General features: G+C 44.7%; 16 protein-coding genes. 7 read left to right on the top strand and 9 right to left on the bottom strand.

The annotated features are described in order from the left end of the window. Positions 1-157: 157 nt before the first annotated feature. Positions 158-1,234 (bottom strand): iron-sulfur cluster carrier protein ApbC, encoded by a 1,077-nt coding sequence (gene apbC, locus L3V32_RS08825; RefSeq protein WP_237284126.1) that lies wholly within the window; start codon positions 1,232-1,234, stop codon positions 158-160. Between the two features lie 162 nt (positions 1,235-1,396). On the opposite strand from apbC, the gene metG reads away from it, so the two are divergent. Both metG and L3V32_RS08815 read left to right on the top strand, forming a co-directional pair. Then, entirely contained in the window at positions 1,397-3,472 is a 2,076-nt protein-coding gene (metG, locus tag L3V32_RS08820; RefSeq protein ID WP_237284125.1) for a methionine--tRNA ligase, read from the top strand. Positions 3,473-3,678: 206 nt separating this feature from the next. Beyond that, complete coding sequence (locus tag L3V32_RS08815) at positions 3,679-4,488, top strand: hypothetical protein (RefSeq protein ID WP_005396956.1); 810 nt, start codon at positions 3,679-3,681, stop codon at positions 4,486-4,488. Positions 4,489-4,607: 119 nt separating this feature from the next. On the opposite strand, the gene fadR is transcribed toward L3V32_RS08815, so the two are convergent. Further along, entirely contained in the window at positions 4,608-5,447 is an 840-nt protein-coding gene (fadR, locus tag L3V32_RS08810) for a fatty acid metabolism transcriptional regulator FadR (protein ID WP_005396954.1), read from the bottom strand. Between the two features lie 639 nt (positions 5,448-6,086). Between fadR and nhaB the strand changes: the two genes are divergently transcribed. Beyond that, the gene (gene nhaB, locus L3V32_RS08805) at positions 6,087-7,673 is read left to right on the top strand and encodes a Na(+)/H(+) antiporter NhaB (RefSeq protein ID WP_005396952.1); all 1,587 of its coding nucleotides are present in this window, start codon (positions 6,087-6,089) and stop codon (positions 7,671-7,673) included. 83 nt (positions 7,674-7,756) lie between these two features. Beyond that, positions 7,757-8,293 (top strand): disulfide bond formation protein DsbB, encoded by a 537-nt coding sequence (dsbB, locus tag L3V32_RS08800; protein ID WP_065646638.1) that lies wholly within the window; start codon positions 7,757-7,759, stop codon positions 8,291-8,293. 91 nt (positions 8,294-8,384) lie between these two features. On the opposite strand, the gene L3V32_RS08795 is transcribed toward dsbB, so the two are convergent. Further along, a complete protein-coding gene (locus L3V32_RS08795; RefSeq protein WP_048625767.1) occupies positions 8,385-9,002 on the bottom strand; it encodes a YecA family protein in 618 nt (205 codons plus the stop codon). Positions 9,003-9,172: 170 nt separating this feature from the next. On the opposite strand from L3V32_RS08795, the gene dusC reads away from it, so the two are divergent. After that, complete coding sequence (dusC, locus tag L3V32_RS08790) at positions 9,173-10,132, top strand: tRNA dihydrouridine(16) synthase DusC (RefSeq protein WP_006742820.1); 960 nt, start codon at positions 9,173-9,175, stop codon at positions 10,130-10,132. 35 nt (positions 10,133-10,167) lie between these two features. Here dusC and L3V32_RS08785 read toward each other — a convergent pair whose 3' ends face one another. The 6 genes from L3V32_RS08785 to yfbV form a co-directional block, all read right to left on the bottom strand. Continuing rightward, entirely contained in the window at positions 10,168-11,643 is a 1,476-nt protein-coding gene (locus L3V32_RS08785; RefSeq protein ID WP_134647358.1) for a sensor domain-containing diguanylate cyclase, read from the bottom strand. Between the two features lie 176 nt (positions 11,644-11,819). Continuing rightward, positions 11,820-13,646 (bottom strand): maltodextrin glucosidase, encoded by a 1,827-nt coding sequence (gene malZ / locus L3V32_RS08780; RefSeq protein WP_237284124.1) that lies wholly within the window; start codon positions 13,644-13,646, stop codon positions 11,820-11,822. 141 nt (positions 13,647-13,787) lie between these two features. Further along, complete coding sequence (locus L3V32_RS08775) at positions 13,788-14,582, bottom strand: ABC transporter ATP-binding protein (RefSeq protein ID WP_005396631.1); 795 nt, start codon at positions 14,580-14,582, stop codon at positions 13,788-13,790. Continuing rightward, complete coding sequence (locus L3V32_RS08770; RefSeq protein ID WP_054574798.1) at positions 14,579-15,514, bottom strand: ABC transporter permease; 936 nt, start codon at positions 15,512-15,514, stop codon at positions 14,579-14,581. The genes L3V32_RS08775 and L3V32_RS08770 overlap by 4 nt, the downstream gene beginning before the upstream one ends. A 174-nt stretch (positions 15,515-15,688) precedes the next feature. Further along, positions 15,689-16,654, bottom strand: a complete 966-nt coding sequence (locus L3V32_RS08765) for an ABC transporter substrate-binding protein (RefSeq protein ID WP_012841583.1) — start codon at positions 16,652-16,654, stop codon at positions 15,689-15,691. Between the two features lie 329 nt (positions 16,655-16,983). After that, positions 16,984-17,436: a terminus macrodomain insulation protein YfbV gene (gene yfbV, locus L3V32_RS08760; RefSeq protein ID WP_012841582.1), complete on the bottom strand. Its 453-nt coding sequence runs from the start codon at positions 17,434-17,436 to the stop codon at positions 16,984-16,986. Positions 17,437-17,782: 346 nt separating this feature from the next. Here yfbV and L3V32_RS08755 point away from each other — a divergent pair, with 346 nt between their 5' ends. Together L3V32_RS08755 and pta are read left to right on the top strand one after the other, a co-directional pair. Beyond that, on the top strand, positions 17,783-18,979 hold the full coding sequence (locus tag L3V32_RS08755; protein WP_005396635.1) for an acetate kinase: 1,197 nt from the start codon (positions 17,783-17,785) through the stop codon (positions 18,977-18,979). 136 nt (positions 18,980-19,115) lie between these two features. Further along, positions 19,116-21,260, top strand: coding sequence for a phosphate acetyltransferase (pta, locus tag L3V32_RS08750; RefSeq protein WP_005396636.1), 2,145 nt, complete (start codon positions 19,116-19,118; stop codon positions 21,258-21,260). The last annotated feature ends 86 nt before the right edge of the window (positions 21,261-21,346 follow it).

The raw sequence follows: 21,346 nt of genomic DNA, 5'->3' as shown, positions 1-21,346 counted from the left end.
CTAGTCACATAAAAAGATAAACTGCCTGATTATAGGGAGTTCACCCCATAGTTACTAGCTGGAATTAGGGTTTAGTCATAAGTTTCTGCCTACTCAGAGGATTAACCTCCGAGCAAACGTTAAAATGTGCAATTATCAACCAACAGGCATAGTAAACTTAGTTCACCATTGTAAAGCTAATCGCATCTGGTTTTGCTTTGCCTTGCCAAAACATCGTGCTACATACGCGATCGGCAAGCTGCTTGTAATACCCTGCATGCTCACTTTCTGGGCGCCTTGCTACTGTTGGCACGCCAGCGTCAATATCTTCTCGCATAGAGATATGAAGCGGAATTTGTCCTAGCAGTGCTAAGCCAAACTCTTGCGACATTTTTTCTGCACCACCCATGCCAAAAATATGCTCTTTCGCGCCACATTGGCTACAAATGTGATAACTCATGTTTTCCACAACACCAATAACCGGGACATGGACTTTGTTAAACATTGCCGCTCCCTTCCTTGCATCGGCAAGGGCTAGGTCTTGCGGTGTAGTGACTAACACACTACCTGTCACCGGAATCTGTTGTGACAACGTCAACTGTATATCACCCGTGCCTGGCGGCATATCAATCACCAAATAATCTAAATCTGGCCAGTCTGTCTCCGTTAATAACTGCGACAACGCTTTTGAAGCCATTGGCCCGCGCCATATTGCCGCTTCTGATTTGTCCACTAGATAGCCGATAGAATGAGTATAGATGCCGTGAGCAAAAATGGGCTCCATCCACTTGCCATCACGAACTTCTGGTTTTGCATCTTCTTGCCCCAACATCATAGGTACAGACGGGCCATAAATATCCGCATCCAACAATCCCACTTTCGCCCCAGATTGAGCAATCGCCAACGCTAAGTTAACCGCAGTCGTTGATTTACCGACCCCACCTTTCGCAGAACTAACGGCAATGATGTTCTTAACACCTTTAACCGGATTGGCCACTTGAGTTTCTAATGCTTTAACTCCAAGGCGAATATTGAATGGGAATTCAGCCACTTTATTTGCGGTTTGTTGCTGTTTAATCCAGTCATGCAATATGGTTTGAAGCTCATTACTTGCGAATGGCAACGTTATCTCAACAGAACCTTGTGCCGTAATCGAAATTGCGCCATGAATATCTGCCCAATTTTCCACCAACTGTGGATGCTGGAATTGGTTAAACCAGTGACAAAAATCTTGTTTTGAAGTGAACTGATGCATAAGTCCTCCTTTTAGATGTCATGCTAACACCGTCCTGCCTCAACCAGAACCCCAAAAAAACTAAGGCATTCCGCAGTTTGACACCTTGGAGTTAGTGAGTTCATGGGGTAGTATTATCCATCAAAATTTATTTATACCTATCAAGAAAAGCGAATATTAAGTATGGCAAACGATCCAAGAAACTTTCCGTCAAGGAAAATGCTGGTAACTTGTGCCCTTCCGTACGCTAACGGTTCGATCCACCTTGGTCATATGCTTGAGCATATCCAAGCGGACATTTGGGTTCGTTACCAACGCCTACGCGGCAACACTGTAAACTTCATCTGTGCTGACGATGCTCACGGCACGCCAATCATGCTTAAAGCGCAACAGATGGGTATTACTCCTGAAGAAATGATTGCCGCAGTTAGCGAAGAGCACCAGAAAGACTTTGCTGGCTTTGATATCAGCTTTGATAACTACCACAGCACACACTCAGATGAGAACCGTGAGCTAGCGTCACACATTTATCTTGAGCTGAAGAAAAACGGCTTTATCTCTAGCCGCACAATTTCTCAGTTGTTCGACCCAGAAAAAGAGATGTTCCTACCGGACCGTTTCGTAAAAGGTACGTGTCCAAAATGTAAGTCAGAAGACCAGTACGGTGACAACTGTGACAACTGTGGCGAGACTTACAGCCCAACAGAACTGATCAATCCTAAATCTGCGGTTTCTGGTGCGACGCCAGTAATGAAAGATTCTGAGCACTTCTTCTTCGACCTGCCTCAGTTTGAAAGCATGCTAAAAGAGTGGACTCGCTCTGGCTCGCTACAAGCTGAAACCGCGAACAAGATGCAAGAGTGGTTTGAATCTGGTCTGCAACAGTGGGACATCTCGCGTGATGCGCCTTACTTTGGTTTCGAGATCCCAGGTGAGAAGAACAAGTTCTTCTACGTATGGCTAGACGCGCCTATCGGCTACATGGGTTCTTTCAAAAACCTATGTGACAAGCGCGACGACCTAGACTTCGATGAGTACTGGAAGAAAGACAGCTCAGCAGAACTGTACCACTTCATCGGTAAAGACATCGTTTACTTCCACAGCCTATTCTGGCCAGCAATGCTAGAAGGTTCTGGCTTCCGCAAGCCTAACAACGTATTCGTACACGGTTACGTAACCGTAAACGGCGCGAAAATGTCGAAGTCTAAAGGTACTTTCGTAAAAGCAAGCACTTACCTAGAGCACCTAGACCCTGAGTGTCTACGTTACTACTACGCTGCGAAGCTAAACAGCCGTATCGACGATCTAGATCTTAACCTTGAAGACTTCACTCAGCGTGTAAACGCTGACGTTGTTAACAAGATCGTTAACCTGGCATCTCGTAACGCAGGTTTCATCGCAAAACGTTTTGAAGGCAAACTGTCTGACAACTTTGCAGAGCCTGAACTTTACAACGAATTTGTTGCTGCAGCTGACCGTATCGCTGAGCTTTACGAAACGCGTGAGTTTGGTCGTGCAATCCGTGAAATCACGGCATTGGCAGACAAAGCTAACCAATACGTTGATGAAAAAGCACCGTGGGTTGTAGCAAAAGAAGAAGACAAAGATCAGGAGCTACAAGACATCTGTTCTGTCGGTATCAACCTGTTCCGTGTACTGATGACTTACCTGAAACCAGTAATGCCTGCTCTAGCTGCACGTACTGAAGCATTCCTAAACCAAGAGCTGACTTGGGAAAACATCGCTGCGCCACTAACAGGCCACGAGATCACTAAGTTCAAAGCACTGTTCAACCGTATCGATCCGAAGAATGTTGAAGCGATGATCGAAGCATCTAAAGAAGATGCGGCGGCAGAAATGGCGGCGAAAGAGAAAGCAGAAGCGGAAAAGAACAAGGCTAGCCAAACTGAGCTAGACAAAGAGCCAATCGCTGAAGAGATTGAGTTCGACGCTTTTGCAGCAGTAGATATGCGTATCGCTCGTATCATCTCTTGTGAAGAAGTGCCAAAAGCAAACAAACTGCTTAAGTTCCAACTGGACATCGGTGGTGAAACTCGTCAAGTGTTCTCTGGCATCAAGTCAGCGTACAAACCTGAAGAGCTAGAAGGCAAACTAACGGTAATGGTAGCAAACCTAAAACCTCGTAAGATGAAGTTTGGTATGTCAGAAGGCATGATCCTAGCCGCTGGCCCTGGTGGTAGCGACCTATGGATTCTTGAACCGCACGAAGGCGCTCAGCCTGGCATGCGAGTAATGTAAGTCGCATTCCAAATATAACACTATAAAATCCCTGCCAATTTGGCAGGGATTTTTTGATCATATTCACAACTTTGGTGAATCCATGCACCAATAACGACCGTCCCAAAAGAACATTTAATATAACTAATTGTTTTAATTTAATTTTTGTTTGGCATCAAAACTGCAAACCTTCCTTGTTAGGTCCAAACACTAACAAGGAGTGGGTTATGTTTGTTTTGATTTCCACACTATTGTCCATCGCTATTTTAGCCGGAATATATCACTTATCTTCTAAACGAGAGCAGCAACACGCGCGTAAATATCAGCTGTTAACATTATTGCGAGATGTTGTTCATCTGCTGAGACGCCATCGAGCTGCGACGCACTACTCACTTCAATTTCAACAAAATAACGAACAAGAATTAGAAGTCCTTCATAACGATCTCACCAACAAACTGCATCTTTTGGTCGAAACCTCACGCTTTGAAAATAAACCCATGTATCGCGTGCTGCAGATCAAAGTAGGAAAACTGCTTGAACAATGGAACGATCACAGTGTTGCAAGGAACCAGATGGAGCATGGTAAGTTAATTCGTCATTGCTTGTTCTTGATGGATGAAGTCACGATTGCTTGGTTAGCGGTAGAACAACGAGATGATCTACATAATGAGTACCACATGAACTGGCAAAACATCATGGATAGCTTAGAAACCCTGACTCAATTGAGAATTAGCATTCAAGACTTGGGAGAGCAAGGGGGGAATGAGCGTTTCAAAAATTACGCATCGGTTATGACACGTAAACTAAATCAATTAGCAGTTATCGCTCCGCTTAGTATCGTTTCTCCTGCTTCCACACGCTCAATACAGATATTAAATAACTATGTGACAGGAAGTCATGTCGATTTAACAGAAGCTGAGCTTTATGGAGTCACATCAGACTTATCGTTGACCATCTTCAATACTTACGACCACGTCCTTTCAGACATCGTTGAAGCATTGTATCTACCGTTGCCCAAACTCTCTGTAGCAAGATAAGCTCTATACAGTACCGTGCCAATTGTCACAACAGGAACGTAACTGGTATCTATTGGTAAAAACAAAAAAACCGCAGACCTTAGGTTCTGCGGTTTTTCATTCATCTAACTTCTTAGCGCTTAGCTGTCATCTTCTGTGAAGTTCGTTGGTAATTGCTTTTTCATCTCATTCCAGATTAGCGCGCTTTCCATACCATAGTGACGAATCACAACTGGCAGTTGTTCACGCTGACCACTTTCACAAGTTTCTAGCAACTGATGGTAAAACTTCAGCGCTAGCTCACGAGAAGCTGGGTTTGAGAAATAATAGCTACCAACGCGATCATAGAGCTTCTTCAAGCCATTAAAAATCAAACCGTAAATCTGATTCCCTGAATGGAATGCTAGGCGTTGGAACAACATGTAGTCGTAAAAGTTGAACGTTTTAGCAATCAAGATTTCTTGACGCTTCGCTTCATCTTTCTCGTTGTCTTCTTTCACGTTCTGTAAGACTTTCTCAGCATAAGGTGAAGAAGCGATGAAATCGTCCCAAGAAGCAGCATTCATTAAAGCTTCACAAGATTCAATTACATTCTTGATCGTGCGCTCAGAGTTCTCTTTATTTGCTTTAAATGCATAACGCATAAAGATAGGGCTGATGTTGGTACGTGCTGCAAGCAAATCTTCTACAATGTTTGTTGCGTTATCTACGTCCAACGTCATCAACGTATCCAAAATATGCAGACCAGAGGTCTCCATAAATTGGTTTACCTTCGTTGGTTTACCGTGTTGGATTGTTAACCAACCATCACGGGCTAGTCGTTGAAGAACCTCTCGTAAAGTCGTTCGAGTAACACCAATTAGCTCAGACAGCTCGCGTTCAGCAGGTAAAATAGAGCCAGGAGGAAAACGGCCGTTCCAAATGCTCTCGATAATATATTTTTCTGCGAATCCCGCAGGGCTTTTCGCCTTTATGACCATTCTACTTTTTATCCAATATTGATTTCTGAGGGTCGATACTACTCATCATACCACTACTTAACGGTTTGAGAAAATTTACGATCAATAATTGAAACGATTCTACAATATAGAGTTAATACTCTATATGTTATGTCAATCTAGGACGGTCTGACGTGCGAGTGAAAGCGGTAAAATCTGAATTTTCGTTTAATTAAACAGCTCACAAATTGCGGAGAAATAAAGACAACTGCGTCACAATTTTATATTCAAAATATGAAAAATTACTTTGTATATCACAGTTAATATTCTTTCTTAATTTGCCTTTTCTCGTCACTGACCGTCATTTAAAATCCAAGAGGATTTTTTTGAGCCTTTCATGATATAGTAACGCCGTTTTGATCGCGTTATTACATTTAAAAAGTCATTTTAGTCGGTAGCATCACGTTTTGTTATTGACTAATAAATGCCTGAGTGTAGAGTTTGCGGTCGAAAGTGAGCGGTGCTTGAGTTCAGGGGAAGTAACTTGGCAAGACTGCAATAAACAAAGGATTGTTGTTTTACTAAGTTATTGTTTTAAAAGACTAGTTAATAAGTCTAACAAACAGATACTTAAGCACTATTGTAGTGTCTATTCATAATTTTGTTATAAAGAGAATTATCATGCCGATATCGCTCGGAAACGCTTTTATCAAGAACTTTCTTGGTAAAGCGCCTGATTGGTACAAAGTTGCCATTATAGCCTTCTTAATAATTAACCCGATTGTATTCTTCCTAATAAACCCATTTGTTGCTGGGTGGTTGCTGGTTGCTGAATTTATTTTCACGCTTGCAATGGCATTAAAATGCTACCCATTACAACCTGGTGGTTTACTTGCTATTGAAGCCATCGCTATCGGCATGACTAGCCCTGCGCAAGTTAAGCACGAGTTGGTGGCAAATATTGAAGTATTACTACTTCTGGTATTTATGGTTGCGGGCATCTACTTCATGAAGCATTTATTGCTGTTCATTTTTACCAAAATTTTACTTGGTATTCGCTCCAAAACCCTTCTATCACTTGCGTTTTGCTTTGCCGCTGCATTTTTATCTGCGTTTTTGGATGCTTTGACGGTTATCGCCGTTGTTATCAGTGTGGCGATCGGTTTCTACTCTATCTACCACAAAGTGGCGTCAGGTAATCCGATTGGTGACCATGACCACACACAAGATGACACGATCACTGAGCTAACGCGTGATGACTTAGAAAACTACCGCGCCTTTTTACGCTCATTGTTGATGCACGCTGGTGTAGGTACTGCGTTAGGTGGCGTAACCACTATGGTGGGTGAACCTCAGAACTTAATTATTGCAGACCAAGCGGGTTGGTTATTTGGTGAATTCCTAATCCGTATGTCTCCAGTGACGCTACCCGTATTTTTCTGCGGTCTCATCACTTGTGCTCTAGTCGAAAAGCTTAAAGTGTTTGGCTACGGTGCAAAACTTCCTAACAACGTTCGTCAAATCCTCGTTGACTTTGACAATGAAGAACGCAAAACGCGTACCAATCAAGACGTTGCAAAGCTATGGGTTCAAGGGCTTATTGCCGTTTGGTTGATCGTGGCATTAGCCTTGCACTTGGCGGCGGTAGGCTTAATTGGTCTTTCAGTGATCATCTTAGCGACGGCTTTCACTGGCGTCATTGAAGAGCATTCCATGGGTAAAGCGTTTGAAGAGGCTCTGCCTTTCACTGCACTACTTGCGGTATTTTTCTCGATCGTTGCGGTAATCATCGACCAAGAGTTGTTTAAACCAGTTATCGACGCGGTGCTTGCCGTTGAAGATAAAGGCACTCAGTTAGCTCTGTTCTATGTCGCGAATGGCTTACTATCAATGGTGTCGGATAACGTATTCGTCGGTACGGTTTACATCAATGAAGTAAAAACAGCACTCATTGAAGGTCTCATTACTCGCGAGCAGTTCGACTTACTGGCAGTTGCTATCAACACTGGTACTAACCTACCATCTGTTGCTACGCCAAACGGTCAAGCGGCATTCCTATTCCTACTCACCTCGGCTCTCGCTCCATTAATTCGTCTGTCTTACGGTCGAATGGTTATCATGGCGCTGCCTTACACCATCGTTCTTGCGATTGTCGGGCTAATGGGCATTATGTTCTTCCTAGAGCCTGCAACGGCTTCTTTCTACGATGCAGGCTGGATTTTACCTCATAGTGGTGATCTGACTCCCGTAGTCTCCGGCGGTCACTAAAATTTGAGTTGATTAGGAAACTTATCCACGTTAAAAAGCTCTGAGTATTCAGAGCTTTTTCTATTTCAGACAGGAACAAAAACGTGACTATTTTAAATTCACTTAACCAGTTTTCGAAGGGACGCTTATCGTGGCTGCTGCTTCTGCTATTCGTCGTTTTCTTTGAAGCATGTGCCCTCTATTTTCAGCACGTCATGATGCTTGCACCATGTGTCATGTGTATCTACGAACGAGTCGCGATGATGGGAGTGGGTGTCGCTGCAATCGTTGGTCTTATGGCACCAAATAACCCAGTTTTCCGTTGGCTAGGTTTGATTGGCTGGGGATTAAGCTCTTACAAAGGACTGTTGCTTGCTCAGCAGCACGTTGATTATCAGTTTAACCCATCACCATTCGCGACTTGTGATTTATTCGTAACATTCCCTAGCTGGGCTCCGCTTAATCAGTGGGCTCCTTGGATATTCGAAGCATACGGTGATTGCTCGAAGATTGTTTGGCAATTCCTCGATTTATCAATGCCACAATGGTTAGTAGTTATTTTCGCGGGCAATTTAATTGCTTTAGCATTAATTGTGATCGCACAATTCTTCCCAGCAAGACGCACTAATCCGATTCGTTAATCCTTCCGAGAAATGATAACGAAAAAAGCCGACCAGATGGTCGGCTTTTTACTGAGTAAACATCGCGGCTATTTAACTTAACCACGTTAACTCAACCACGTGATTGACCACAACACTGCTTGAACTTTTTGCCGCTCTCACAAGGACAAGGATCATTGCGCCCGATACCTTTGAATGGGTTTAGGCTTTGAGCCTTATTGCCTACCATCAACTCATCCGCACCTAACGCCACTTCACCGACCATCAAATCAAGCTGGTCGATCAAGTCTGCAAGAGCTGGAGGCGTTTCAATACCGGCGTCGCGCATCTGTTGCTGCGTTGCCGACTCATCGATAGCCAGCATCAAAGTGGTCAGTAATGCTTGTAGCATACGCTGCAATCCATCATTGAGCTCAACGTCTTGCCATTGTTCTTCAATCATTGGCCAAACAGACATAAAGCCTTCGGCAAAATCAGCAAGTTGTTCAGGTTCTTTGCCTGTTAGCTCTAGCACGGAATATTCGTTTCGTTGAATTCGGTTGTGCTGCTTGTGAATTTGCTCTTCTACTGCCGGTTGAATCGCTTTGAATCCTTCACCTAATAGCGGCTCTAACCACTTTTCAGGAGCGAGTGGTTTTGTCGTCAGATTAGCAGCGAGCACTGCGCCTTCGATAAATAGGCAAGATTCATCGATGTGAATTTCGCCTTTCTCAATCAATGTGTATTGCATGACATCTGGTTTCCCATAAATTTGGCGGCATTATACCTCAGAGCATAAAAGCACGTAACCGGGAGTTGCGAGTTTGACTGTATTGAGTGCTTTGAGTCTTTTAATGACAAACTTAGCTGACATCGCTACAATCGCCCTCCTTTTTATCACCAAACTGTATTAGGCAAACTATGCGAGTTGTACTAGGCCCAATGGAAGGCGTTTTAGACCATTTGATGCGCCAAATCCTGACCGAGATAAACGACTATGACCTATGTGTTACGGAATTTGTTCGAGTCATCGACCAGTTATTGCCCGATCATGTATTTCACCGTTTATGCCCGGAGCTGTTGCAAGGTTCTCAAACCGCATCAGGTGTGCCAGTACATGTGCAATTATTAGGACAAGAACCAAACTGGATGGCTGAGAACGCAATTAAAGCGGCGAGCCTAGGCGCCAGAGGCATCGACATAAATTTTGGTTGCCCAGCCAAAATGGTCAATAAAAGTAAGGGCGGTGCTGCTCTACTTCAGCATCCTGAGCTAATTCACCGTGTGGTAAAAGCTTGTCGAGAAGCCGTTCCAGAGGCAATCCCCGTAACTGCAAAAATTCGTCTTGGCTGGGAAAACCCTGAAGATTGCTTTGAAATTGTTGATGCCATTCAATCTGCTGGTGCAAATGAACTCACCGTTCACGCTCGGACTAAGCAGGGTGGTTACAAAGCGTCTGAGATAAAATGGGATTACATCAACCAAATTCGCGAACGTTTTGATATTCCGCTTATTGCGAATGGCGAAATTTGGAATTATGAAGATGGTCAACGTTGCATTGAAACGACTGGCGTTGACTCTTTGATGGTGTGCCGCGGCGCTTTCAATATCCCTAACTTGGGCAACATGGTAAAACACAACCACCAGCCAATGTCATGGCCCGAGGTGGTTGAGCTACTGATCTACTACTCCAAGTTTGAGATGAAAGGCGACAAAGGCTTGTACTATCCAAACCGCGTAAAACAATGGTTCTCTTACTTACGTCAGGCCTATCCTGAAGCAAAAGATCTATTCAGAGAAATCCGAACGTTTAACAAAGCCGCGCCGATTGTTGAGCATATTCAACGTTATCGTGATGAGTTAAATTCTCAGGTTGCATAAAACCTGAGCATTGCAAAGGGCGAACTGCTCGCCCTTTAAGCGCTTAGATCTTCGTAGCAAATCTTATTTTTGCCTGTACTCTTGGCTTGATATAACTTTTCATCTGCCGCTTTAAATAACTCATCAAAGCTTTCCACTCGGTTCTCTTTACTGAACACCACACCGCCAGAGATCGTAAAACCTTCTTTAGTCACGCGTGTCGAGCGTTCGTCTATGGCTTTTTTTACCCGCTCTAAAATTAGCTTAATGCCTTCCGAGTCTTCGTCGTAAATCGCCAACACGAACTCTTCGCCACCAAATCTTGAGGCGACATCTGTGTGGCGAATATTTTCACGTATACATTTTGCAACTAGCTGAATCGCAGAATCGCCGACATCATGACCATAGGTATCATTGATCTTCTTGAAGTTATCAATATCGAACACTGCTAATGCAACCTGTTTTTTCGTCATCTTATTGCGCCACACGGTTTGCATTCCTCGACGGTTCAACAAGCTCGTCATCGGATCTCTGGCGGCGAGATCTTTAAAATAACGTCGCTCACTATGCATATTCACATAGAACAATACGACTGTGCTCAAAACGTAAATAGAGATCGCAACAATAAGGCTGTATTTTTCAAACACCGCTAGGTTCTTAGCTTCATCCCAAAGGTTGTACTCGTAATACATGCTGTGATTCGCACTCAATCGCTCTAACTCGACTGGTTTGATACGTGTACTGTTTGAAGGAATGGATTGTAAATTGGAAACCAAATGAAACTTACCAACAAGACCTAGTGACGAAGCCATCAACGCATTGACATCAAAATCAATGGACAGCACACCTTGATGCCTCCCTTTTTCGTAAACAGGCACCGTCATACTAATGATTTGACCTTCCATCGAATCCAACATCGGCCCAGGTCCGGCCAAGGTGATGTTCACTTTATCTTGTGCGGTTTTTTGCCAAAATGGGCGCGCTTTTAGCGTTGACCAAAGCTCTCTAGTGAAGTTTTTCGCGTACGTGTCAGGAGACGAAATGACGTAACCACGCTTATCGATGTAATGAATACCAACGATATGGGATTCAATATCGTGCAGAAAAGACAATGACGGTGCAAAACCCGCCTTTTGTTCAGCTAATTGGTTAATCGTTGAACCTTGCTGACATAAGCTTTCATCGCCCACAATCATGTAATCAAGATCAACCGCAGGTAACCCCTCACTGTAGACACTCTCTAGCAACAAGACGTCTATCGGCCAAATATAACAAAGCCCCTTTTTGACTAAAGAATTGTGCTCTTCAGACAATGGGTTAGCGTAATTCGTATAGTTAGTAAAACTATAATCTAAGGCGGTGAGGACTTTAATACCACGGGACATGGCACGATCAATACGTGCATACTCAGAATCAATATAGCGATTGACCGCATCGTAGTAGTTTTTTGTCGTAACAAGCAAAACCACTACAAATAATGCGAGGGGAAAAAAGATGACAAATGAGAGACTAAATCGCCTTTGGTTAACCATTGAGTACCATGTATGTGAAAGGTAGATCGTCTCTTATCAAACAATGGGATTACGCTGTCTTATCAACTGGCAATGCGTAGTCCGCATCGCCAGATAATCAGATAACCAACAAATGTGTACGCATTGTAGGAGACTGTTTATATATTAAAGAAGTTTAATCAATATAGAATGTAGTGTCACTTCAGTTGCCACAATTTGAAGCTCTGTGCAGGTATATTGACAGAAAGATGACCCTTATAATCAATAAGTTCGCGTCCATCCAGTAGTGGCGAAAGATGGGTAGCCTCCAAACCAAGTTGCCACAGAGGCAAGTCAATTGAACACTCATCGCCACTTAGATTCATCACAACAACGATCGCTTCACTTCCAAGTACGCGCGCATAAGCCAGCACGTTGGTATCGCAATGCAGCCATTGAATACTACCAGACTGTAAAGACTTGTACTGTTTACGTATCGAAATCCATTGCTTGTAAATCGACAGCCATGCTGAGTTTTCGATTTCATTCCAAGGGAAACAGCGACGATTATCCGGGTCCAGCCCTCCCTCTAGTCCGACTTCACTCCCATAGTAAATACAAGGTGTACCGACGTATGTCATGAGCAGAGCAAGTGCGATGTTCATTTTACGCTTATCACCATCAACCAGTGTGATAAAACGAGCAGTATCATGACTATCGAGTTGATTTAGCTGCGATAGCTGATTCGAAAATGGAATTTTTGCTCTGGCTTCGTCCAACCATGCTTTAAACTCCAAACCATCAATGTCGATTGGTTCATACATAATATCTTGCTGCGCGATAAAAGCTCGAACTGGATGAGCAAAACCGTAGTAATTCATCGCCCCATCTTCTTGGTCACCTTGCAGCCACTGTGTTGCTTCAAAAAAGTGCTCACCTAGCACATAGGCATTCGGATTGACTGACTTCGTCGCATGGCGAAACGCTTCAACATAATGAGCATTGTTTTTCGCTCCCTCTCCTTCGCCAAGCATATGAATAACATCAAATCGCCAACCATCGACTGAGTATGGTGGCTTAAGCCAGTGCTTAATGACAGATGCTTCGCTTTGATAGATATAGTCACGCACTTGTTCATTTTCGAAGTTCAGAACCGGTAAGTTACCAATGCCCTTCCAACCAATATAGTGATTGGTTTCGCCTTCAAAAAAGTAGTAATCGCGGAACTTTGACTGCGGATTGCCATACGCCCCTTCTCCTTTTTGTTGGATATCAAACCAAGGATGATGCACTGACGTGTGGTTAAACACCGCGTCTAAGACAATCTTCATATTCTTACCACGGATTTTCTCACACAGTTCAGCAAACTGATCATTGGTGCCGAACATAAGGTCAACAGTGAAATAATCGGTGGTGTCGTATTTATGATTACTTGGTGAAGAAAAGATCGGATTAAAATAAAGCGCAGTAACGCCGAGCTGTTCAAGATAGTCCAACTTTTGTTCCACACCTTTGAGGTCGCCGCCAAAGAATTCACGTGCCCCGGTATTTTGGTGAGAGCCTACCGCTGCTCCCCACGATTTAATGATCGCTTCTGAATCATGCTGAGCATAAGCTTTACGAATGTCAGATTCACTTTTACTAGCAGAAAAACGGTCAGGAAAGATTTGATAGAACACTTGCTCCTGGACCCAGCTTGGTGGTTGATGGTTTACATTCAACTTAAAGTGGAACTCTTTGGGTGGAATACGCTTTTGTACGCCTCGTGCATCGAGCCAGTATTGTTGTCCATCTTTGAGAAGCTTAAACACATAATGTGTGACATCTCGATCTCGATTTGGGCGGAACGATGCTTCCCATAGTAACAATTCCCCAGCTGTTCCAATTTGAACCATGTCGACCAGATATTCTTCATTGTCCGGCTCAAGACGCACATATACGGAATCAAAATCCAATGTCTCGGTTTTCAGTCTGACTGTGACTTGCTCTTGATTAAAAGCTAAACCATCAATAGTTTGACTATGAAAAATAAATGGCAGGTTCATTATGGGCACTCCTCGTCATCGGATATGCCACTATGTTATTGAAGAATGAGAGACAAGAAATCCTCCTTGCGAGTTGACATATCAGCCAATTTTCCCAAGGAGGATCACACTTAGTAGGCGTAGTAACTAGTAGGATACTGCTTAGTTCAACAAGAGACTGTCATCTGCAAGCTCTTCACCACGCACTTTGGAGAACATATCCAACAAGTCTGGTACTTGCATGTTAGCGCGCTGCTCTCCAGCCACATCTAGCACAATTTCACCTTGGTGAAGCATTACGGTCCTATCGCCACATGCTAATGCGTCTTTCATCGAATGCGTCACCATCATCACGGTTAAATCGAACTCATCGACAATACGTTTAGTTAAGTCGATAACAAACGCCGCCATACGAGGATCAAGCGCAGCCGTGTGTTCATCAAGCAGTAACAACTTACTCTCCGATAACGTCGCCATCACAAGGCTAACGGCTTGTCGTTGTCCACCGGACAGTAAGCCAATGCTATCGCCCAGACGATCTTCTAAGCCAAGCCCTAGGATGCTAATTCGCTCTTGGAACAGCTTGCGACGTTTAGCTGAAAGCGCCAAACCCCAACTGCGTTTTTTACCACGCATGTACGCTAAAGCCATGTTCTCTTCTATCGTTAGCTCTCCACAGGTTCCGGCCAATGGATCTTGAAACACTCGTGCGCATTGCGTCGCACGCTGGGCTACCGTCTGCTTGGTGACGTCTTTGCCATCAATGATCACCTGACCACCTATCATCGGCGTCTCACCTGTCACCGCACCAAGCAACGTCGATTTTCCTGCGCCATTAGAACCAATCACAGTCAGAAACTGATGTTCTGGAACCTCTAAAGAGACACCTTTCAGTGCACGATTTTCCAAAATCGTCCCAGGGTTGAACGTGACCTGAATGTTATTAAGTTCGATCATAATGCCTCCCCAGAACCATTTTTTGATGCCGCTTGTTTAGCATCAGTAACGCGTTGTTTCGCTCTCATGCTCTGTTTTAGCTTTGGAGCAATAAGCGCCACAGCCACCAATACTGCTGTGACAAGGTTGAGGTCTGATGCTTGCAAACCAAACATGCCAGAGCTCAAAGCGAAAGCGACTGCAAGACGATAAAGTACCGAACCAATGATAACGGCAAATACCGCAACCCAAATCTTGCGCCCAGGAATAAGGGTCTGGCCCAAAATCACAGCAGCCAAACCAACCACAATGGTGCCCACGCCAGAGGTCACATCTGCAAAGCTGTTCGTTTGTGCAAACAACGCGCCTGCGAATCCGACAAAACCGTTGGATAAAGCCAACCCAAAGTAGGTATAAAAACCAGTGCTCGCCCCTTGCGCAGAAACCATACGCGCATTCACGCCCGTGGCTCGTAAACCAAGACCAAAGTCGCTGTTGAGCAGGCGAATGACAAAGAAAGCGGACAAAAGAACTAAGACCCCAACAACCAGAGGGCGAATGAACATCGGATCGCCCAAGGCTTCAAACGGCGTGAGAATAGTATCCTCTCCAAGCAACGCCATATTAGGTTTGCCCATAATACGAATATTGATTGAAAATGCCGCGATCATGGTAAGAATGGAAGCCAACAGGTGCAAAATACCACACCGAACAGCCAGAAAAGCGGTTACCCACCCCGTCATACTACCAGCTATCATCGCCATTATTGTCGCAAGCCAAGGATTAATACCTGCGACAATCGCCGTTGCAGCCACCGCAGCTCCCATTGGAAAGCTGCCATCCACACTCAAATCAGGAAAATCGAGAACACGGAACGTAAGATACACACCCAGAGCGACTAGGCCATAAATCAAGCCAATTTCGAGTGCGCCAAAAAAAGCAAATGCAGACATAACTGCTCCTTTCTGCATGCTCAGGCTGGCTAATACCAACCTGAACTTAAGACTTCTAACGTATACTCCCCTTCTTCTCTAGCAGAATGCTCTACACGAGAAATCCGGCGAGTATCAATTTTGGGGCAAGCCTCTACCAACCAACGTGACAGGCTTAACCCCAAAAAGCGTTACTTATTGCATGCTTGTCGCACGTTCAACCACAGAACTTGGCAGCTTGATACCGAGCTTAGATGCTGCGCTTTCATTAATTACAAGGTCAGAGCCCGTCGCGACTTTTACATCCAGCTTGCCTGGTTCTTGACCATCAAGAATCGCCGCCACGTAATCCGCGGTTTGTACACCAACCTGGTAGTAGTCAAAACCTAAGCCTGCAATTGCACCCTTTTCGACATACGACGTCGCGCCACCAAAGACAGGTTTCTTCGCTTGATTCGCTGCCACAATCATCCCTTCAATCGCACTTGCAACTGTATTGTCTGTTGGGGCGTAAAGAATGTCTGATTTCGCTGCAATCGCTTGAGTCGCAGACTGAACATCAGCACTTTTTAGTGCGGTCGCTTCAACCACTTGTATGCCTTTTGCTTTTGCGCTTTCTTTTAGTAATTCAACTAAAGTCACGGCATTAGCTTCACCGGGATTAAATACAACCCCGATGCTTTTCACCTGAGGAAGAATTTCTTGGATGAGATCGACATGCTGAGCAACGGGTGAAAGATCAGACAGGCCAGTTACGTTTTTGCCTGGTTGTTCCATCGACTTAACCAATTTCGCACCAACCGGATCTGTTACCGCAGTAAAGACAACAGGAATAGAGCGAGTAGCCGACACCAAAGCTTGTGCCGAAGGTGTCGCGATGCCAACTAACACATCAGGGTTTTCACCGACGTACTGACGGGCAATTTGCACCGCAATCGCAGGGTTACCCTGTGCGGTCTTATAATCAAATTCTAGATTTTTGCCTTCTTCGTAGCCTTTCGCTTTTAAACCATCAAGCAATCCTTGACGCGTCGCGTCTAACGCGGGGTGTTCGACAATTTGTGAAACTGCAACGGTTGCAGTGGCGGCCAGTACATTGGCAGAAGAGAAAATAGCAGTAGCAGATAGAACGGCAGTGGCTAATAAACGTTTCGTTTTCATCATAACTCCTTGATGTGACTTCGTCCTTGTTTCGCGAGCATTCAACATGAATATCGACTCGTGAATTCAAATGTTTGAAGGGGGTAATGTTGTGTTCGTATAACTGTGCACTTATTGCGCATCTTGTTTTTATTATTACTACTAAGTCTTAGTAAAGAAAAGAAAGATTTAACACTAAATCAACATTTGTGATCGGGGGACTTCTTCATCCGGAAAGAATCTTTGGTAAACAAAGCTTCGCTCGCTTCATCAACGACCGTCAAAGTAGGTAATAGAGGCAGGATCAAAAATGGAGCGGCTAGTGCACACTCCATTTCAAACAATTTAAATTAGAACCAACGCTCTAGTGACGATTTATCGAGCTGGCGAAACGCTCGGTTCAGTATTATCGCAAGCTCTTTATAACGAGGGCGAGCTTTAACAGGCTCTAGTGCAAAACCTGTTTCCACAATTTTTTGATGCAGCTCCCGATACCAAGATGCCAGAGAAGGCGGCAGTTTCGTGTTGGCTCGAGCACCAAGCCACCAAATCCCTTGGAGTGGCAAGCTAATCGCAAACAAGGCGACAACAATAGACTGAGGTAACGCGTGGTAATTGTTGAATGCCATTTGAGTGAGTACGCTGATCGCAGCAACGGCTGGCATGACTTTAATGCCAAAGCGAGTCGCCTTAATGATACGCTGTTCCGGAAATATGGCGCTTAGCTCTTTACGAACCGGCCAGATCTCCATGTAATTCTGGCCATCTTTCAGGCTATGGATCAATCCGACTTTATTACTCATACCGCTCTCTCACTAAAAAATAGTTGAACATTTCAACTGAAGGTACAAAAAATTGATGAAAGTTAATATTCTTTCAAATTTTTTTTGTTATCATTGCTTATTATCGCTATCCTTTGCAGACCCTCAATCTCATTGTTGCTGTTATTTACAATTTAAGCAACTCCGAGATATCTATCTGCACGGATCGCATCATAGTGATGGATGGGTTCATCACTATTTCTTCATATGGAATTAGAACAATTTTTGACCAGGATTAGTACGCAGCCTTCTGGGTATCGGCTATTCTTGTGATTAATTTTTCATTCTTTAACTGATTTTTTATCAGACGAATAACAGGTAGTCATACATGTCTAAGCTAGTTTTAGTTTTAAACTGCGGTAGTTCTTCTCTTAAATTTGCCGTTGTTGATGCCGAGAACGGCGACGAGCACTTATCAGGTCTTGCTGAGTGTCTTCACCTTCCTGAAGCTCGCATCAAGTGGAAACTTGATGGCAAGCACGAAGCTCAACTAGGCAATGGTGCAGCTCACGAAGAAGCACTAGCGTTTATGGTAGAAACTATTCTTGCTTCTAAGCCAGAGCTTAAAGCTAACCTAGGCGCAATCGGTCACCGTATCGTTCACGGCGGCGAGCAGTTCACTCAATCTGCACTAATCACTGATGAAGTTCTAAAAGGTATTCAAGACGCTGCAACATTTGCACCTCTTCATAACCCTGCTCACATCATCGGTATCGAAGCGGCTAAGAAAAACTTCCCAGAGCTGAAAAACGTTGCTGTATTTGACACTGCGTTCCACCAAACTATGCCTGAAGAGTCTTACCTATACGCTCTTCCATACAACCTATACAAAGAACACGGTATCCGTCGTTACGGTATGCACGGTACTTCTCACTTGTTCATCACTCGTGAAGTTGCAGGCCTACTAAACAAACCAGTTGAAGAAGTAAACATCATCAACTGTCACCTAGGTAACGGCGCATCTGTATGTGCGATCAAGAACGGTCAATCTGTAGACACTTCTATGGGTCTTACTCCACTTGAAGGTCTAGTAATGGGTACTCGCTGTGGCGACATCGACCCTGCGATCATCTTCCACCTACACGACGCTCTAGGTTACTCTGTTGATCAAATCAACACGATGCTAACTAAAGAGTCTGGTCTTCAAGGTCTAACTGAAGTGACTTCTGACTGTCGTTTCGTTGAAGACAACTACGGTGAGAAAGAAGAAGCAACACGCGCAATGGACGTGTTCTGCCACCGTCTAGCTAAGTACGTAGCTGGCTACACTGCTTCAATGGACGGTCGTCTAGACGCAATCACTTTCACTGGCGGTATCGGCGAGAACTCTGGCCCTATCCGTGAAATGGTTCTAAACCGTCTTGGCATCTTCGGTATCGAAGTAGATAGCGAAGCTAACCTTAAAGCTCGCTTCGGCGGCGAAGGCGTTATCACGACTGAAAACAGCCGTATCCCTGCAATGGTTATCTCTACTAACGAAGAGCTAGTCATCGCTGAAGACACTGCACGCCTGACAGGTCTTTAATTGAATTACTGGCTAGCCACTCGGCTAGCCAGATTTTCATTCAAACGAATTTCTTAGGGGCTCAACTCCTATTCTTCGAGCTTCATGGAATAAGAGTTGAGCTTTTATCCCCCAAATAGCTAAAGGTACTCTACGAATGTCTCGTACTATTATGCTTATCCCTACTAGCGCAGGCGTTGGCCTAACAAGCGTTAGCATGGGTGTTCTTCGCGCTATGGAGCGTAAAGGCGTTAAAGTTTCTTTCTACAAGCCAATCTGTCAGCCACGTTCAGGTGGTGATCAGCCAGATCTGACTTCAACTATCGTTGGCCACAACAGCGATATGAAGATCGGTGAACCAATGGCGATGTCTGTTGCTGAAAGCCTAATCGGTAACGACAACATGGACGAGCTGCTAGAAACCGTTGTTGAACGTTACAACCAAATCAACAAAGACGCAGACGTTACGCTAATCGAAGGTCTTGTACCTACTCGTAAGCACCCATTTGCAAACCAAGTAAACGCGGAAATCGCAGCAACACTTGGTGCAGAAATCGTGCTAGTTGCGACTCCAGGTACTGATAACCCTGCGCAACTGAAAGAGCGTATCGAAGTAGCATGTTCTAACTTCGGCGGCACTAAGAACAAAAACATCTCTGGCGTTATCATCAACAAGCTAAACGCTCCTGTTGACGAAGCTGGCCGTACTCGCCCTGACCTATCTGAAATCTTTGACGATGCAGACAGCGCGAAACAAAACGAATTGAAAGTGATGGAAATTTTCAACACTTCTCCAATTCGTGTACTAGGTTGTGTGCCATGGAGCATTGATCTGATTGCGACTCGTGCAATCGACATGGCTAAGCACCTGAAAGCAGATATCATCAACGAAGGTGACATCAACACTCGTCGCATCAAGAGCATCACTTTCTGTGCACGTTCTCTGCCAAACATGATTGAGCATTTCAAACCTGGCTCTCTACTTGTTACTTCTGCAGACCGTCCTGATGTTATCGTTGCTGCTTCTCTTGCTGCAATGAACGGTGTGGATATTGGTGCTGTACTGCTAACTGGCGGTTACGACATCCCTCGCGAAATCGAAGGTCTATGTAAACCAGCGTTCGACACTGGTCTACCTATCTTCAAAGCACAAGGTAACACTTGGCAGACATCTCTAAACCTACAGAGCTTCAGCATCGAAGTACCTGCAGACGATAAAGAGCGTATCGAGTTCATCAACGAGCACGTTGCTGGTCACATCGACGGTAACTGGATCGAGTCAATGACTGAAGGCACTCAGAAGTCTCGCCGTCTAAGTCCACCAGCGTTCCGTTACCAGCTAACTGAACTTGCTCGTAAAGCAGGCAAGCGTATCGTTCTTCCAGAAGGTGACGAACCACGTACTGTTAAAGCGGCAGCAATCTGTGCTGAACGCGGCATTGCAGACTGTGTGCTTCTAGGTAACCCAGATGAAATCCGTCGCGTAGCAGCTCAACAAGGCGTTGAGCTAGGTACTGGCGTAACCATCATCGATGCCGATGCTGTTCGTGAAAACTACGTTGCTCGTCTAGTTGAGCTGCGCGGTGCGAAGGGCATGACTGAAGTTGTGGCTCGTGAGAAGCTACAAGATTCAGTATTCCTAGGCACAATGATGCTTGAGAACGACGAAGTTGACGGCCTAGTTTCTGGTGCTGTTCATACTACGGCGAACACTATCGTTCCTCCGTTCCAAATCATCAAGACGGCACCAAATGCGTCTATCGTATCTTCAGTATTCTTCATGCTTCTGCCTGATCAAGTACTGGTTTACGGTGACTGTGCGATCAACCCAGATCCAACCGCTGAACAGCTTGCTGAAATCGCTATCCAATCTGCTGACTCTGCAGCAGCATTCGGTATCGACCCTCGCGTTGCTATGATCTCTTACTCTACTGGTGAATCTGGTAAGGGTGCAGACGTTGATAAAGTACGTGAAGCAACTCGCATCGCGAAAGAGAAGCGTCCTGATCTAGTGATCGACGGTCCTCTGCAGTACGACGCAGCTATCATGGAAAACGTGGCAGCGTCTAAAGCGCCTAACTCTCCAGTAGCAGGTAAAGCGACAGTATTCGTATTCCCAGACCTAAACACGGGTAACACGACTTACAAAGCGGTACAACGTTCAGCTGACCTAGTTTCTATCGGTCCAATGCTGCAAGGTATGCGCAAGCCTGTAAACGACTTGTCTCGTGGTGCGCTAGTAGACGATATCGTGTACACAATCGCTCTAACAGCAATCCAAGCAGACCAAGAAGCTAAATAATCGCTTCTGACATCTAGTTGGACAACTATCCAAAGCCCTCGATTCGTCGAGGGCTTTTTCTATTGTTGGCCACACAGCAAAGAGGC

The organism is Vibrio sp. J2-4, from assembly GCF_021728155.1.
In the GTDB taxonomy this organism is placed as follows: domain Bacteria; phylum Pseudomonadota; class Gammaproteobacteria; order Enterobacterales; family Vibrionaceae; genus Vibrio; species Vibrio diabolicus.
Note: the sequence above shows the minus strand (reverse complement) of the source record. Positions and strands in the feature narration are given on the sequence as shown.

Bases quoted from the DNA above. Each gene is read 5' to 3' on its own strand.
- apbC (WP_237284126.1), bottom strand. From the start codon at position 1,234: ATGCATCAGTTCACTTCAAAACAAGATTTTTGTCACTGGTTTAACCAA.
- metG (WP_237284125.1), top strand. From the start codon at position 1,397: ATGGCAAACGATCCAAGAAACTTTCCGTCAAGGAAAATGCTGGTAACT.
- L3V32_RS08815 (WP_005396956.1), top strand. From the start codon at position 3,679: ATGTTTGTTTTGATTTCCACACTATTGTCCATCGCTATTTTAGCCGGA.
- fadR (WP_005396954.1), bottom strand. From the start codon at position 5,447: ATGGTCATAAAGGCGAAAAGCCCTGCGGGATTCGCAGAAAAATATATT.
- nhaB (WP_005396952.1), top strand. From the start codon at position 6,087: ATGCCGATATCGCTCGGAAACGCTTTTATCAAGAACTTTCTTGGTAAA.
- L3V32_RS08795 (WP_048625767.1), bottom strand. From the start codon at position 9,002: ATGCAATACACATTGATTGAGAAAGGCGAAATTCACATCGATGAATCT.
- dusC (WP_006742820.1), top strand. From the start codon at position 9,173: ATGCGAGTTGTACTAGGCCCAATGGAAGGCGTTTTAGACCATTTGATG.
- L3V32_RS08785 (WP_134647358.1), bottom strand. From the start codon at position 11,643: ATGGTTAACCAAAGGCGATTTAGTCTCTCATTTGTCATCTTTTTTCCC.
- malZ (WP_237284124.1), bottom strand. From the start codon at position 13,646: ATGAACCTGCCATTTATTTTTCATAGTCAAACTATTGATGGTTTAGCT.
- L3V32_RS08775 (WP_005396631.1), bottom strand. From the start codon at position 14,582: ATGATCGAACTTAATAACATTCAGGTCACGTTCAACCCTGGGACGATT.
- L3V32_RS08770 (WP_054574798.1), bottom strand. From the start codon at position 15,514: ATGTCTGCATTTGCTTTTTTTGGCGCACTCGAAATTGGCTTGATTTAT.
- L3V32_RS08765 (WP_012841583.1), bottom strand. From the start codon at position 16,654: ATGAAAACGAAACGTTTATTAGCCACTGCCGTTCTATCTGCTACTGCT.
- yfbV (WP_012841582.1), bottom strand. From the start codon at position 17,436: ATGAGTAATAAAGTCGGATTGATCCATAGCCTGAAAGATGGCCAGAAT.
- L3V32_RS08755 (WP_005396635.1), top strand. From the start codon at position 17,783: ATGTCTAAGCTAGTTTTAGTTTTAAACTGCGGTAGTTCTTCTCTTAAA.
- pta (WP_005396636.1), top strand. From the start codon at position 19,116: ATGTCTCGTACTATTATGCTTATCCCTACTAGCGCAGGCGTTGGCCTA.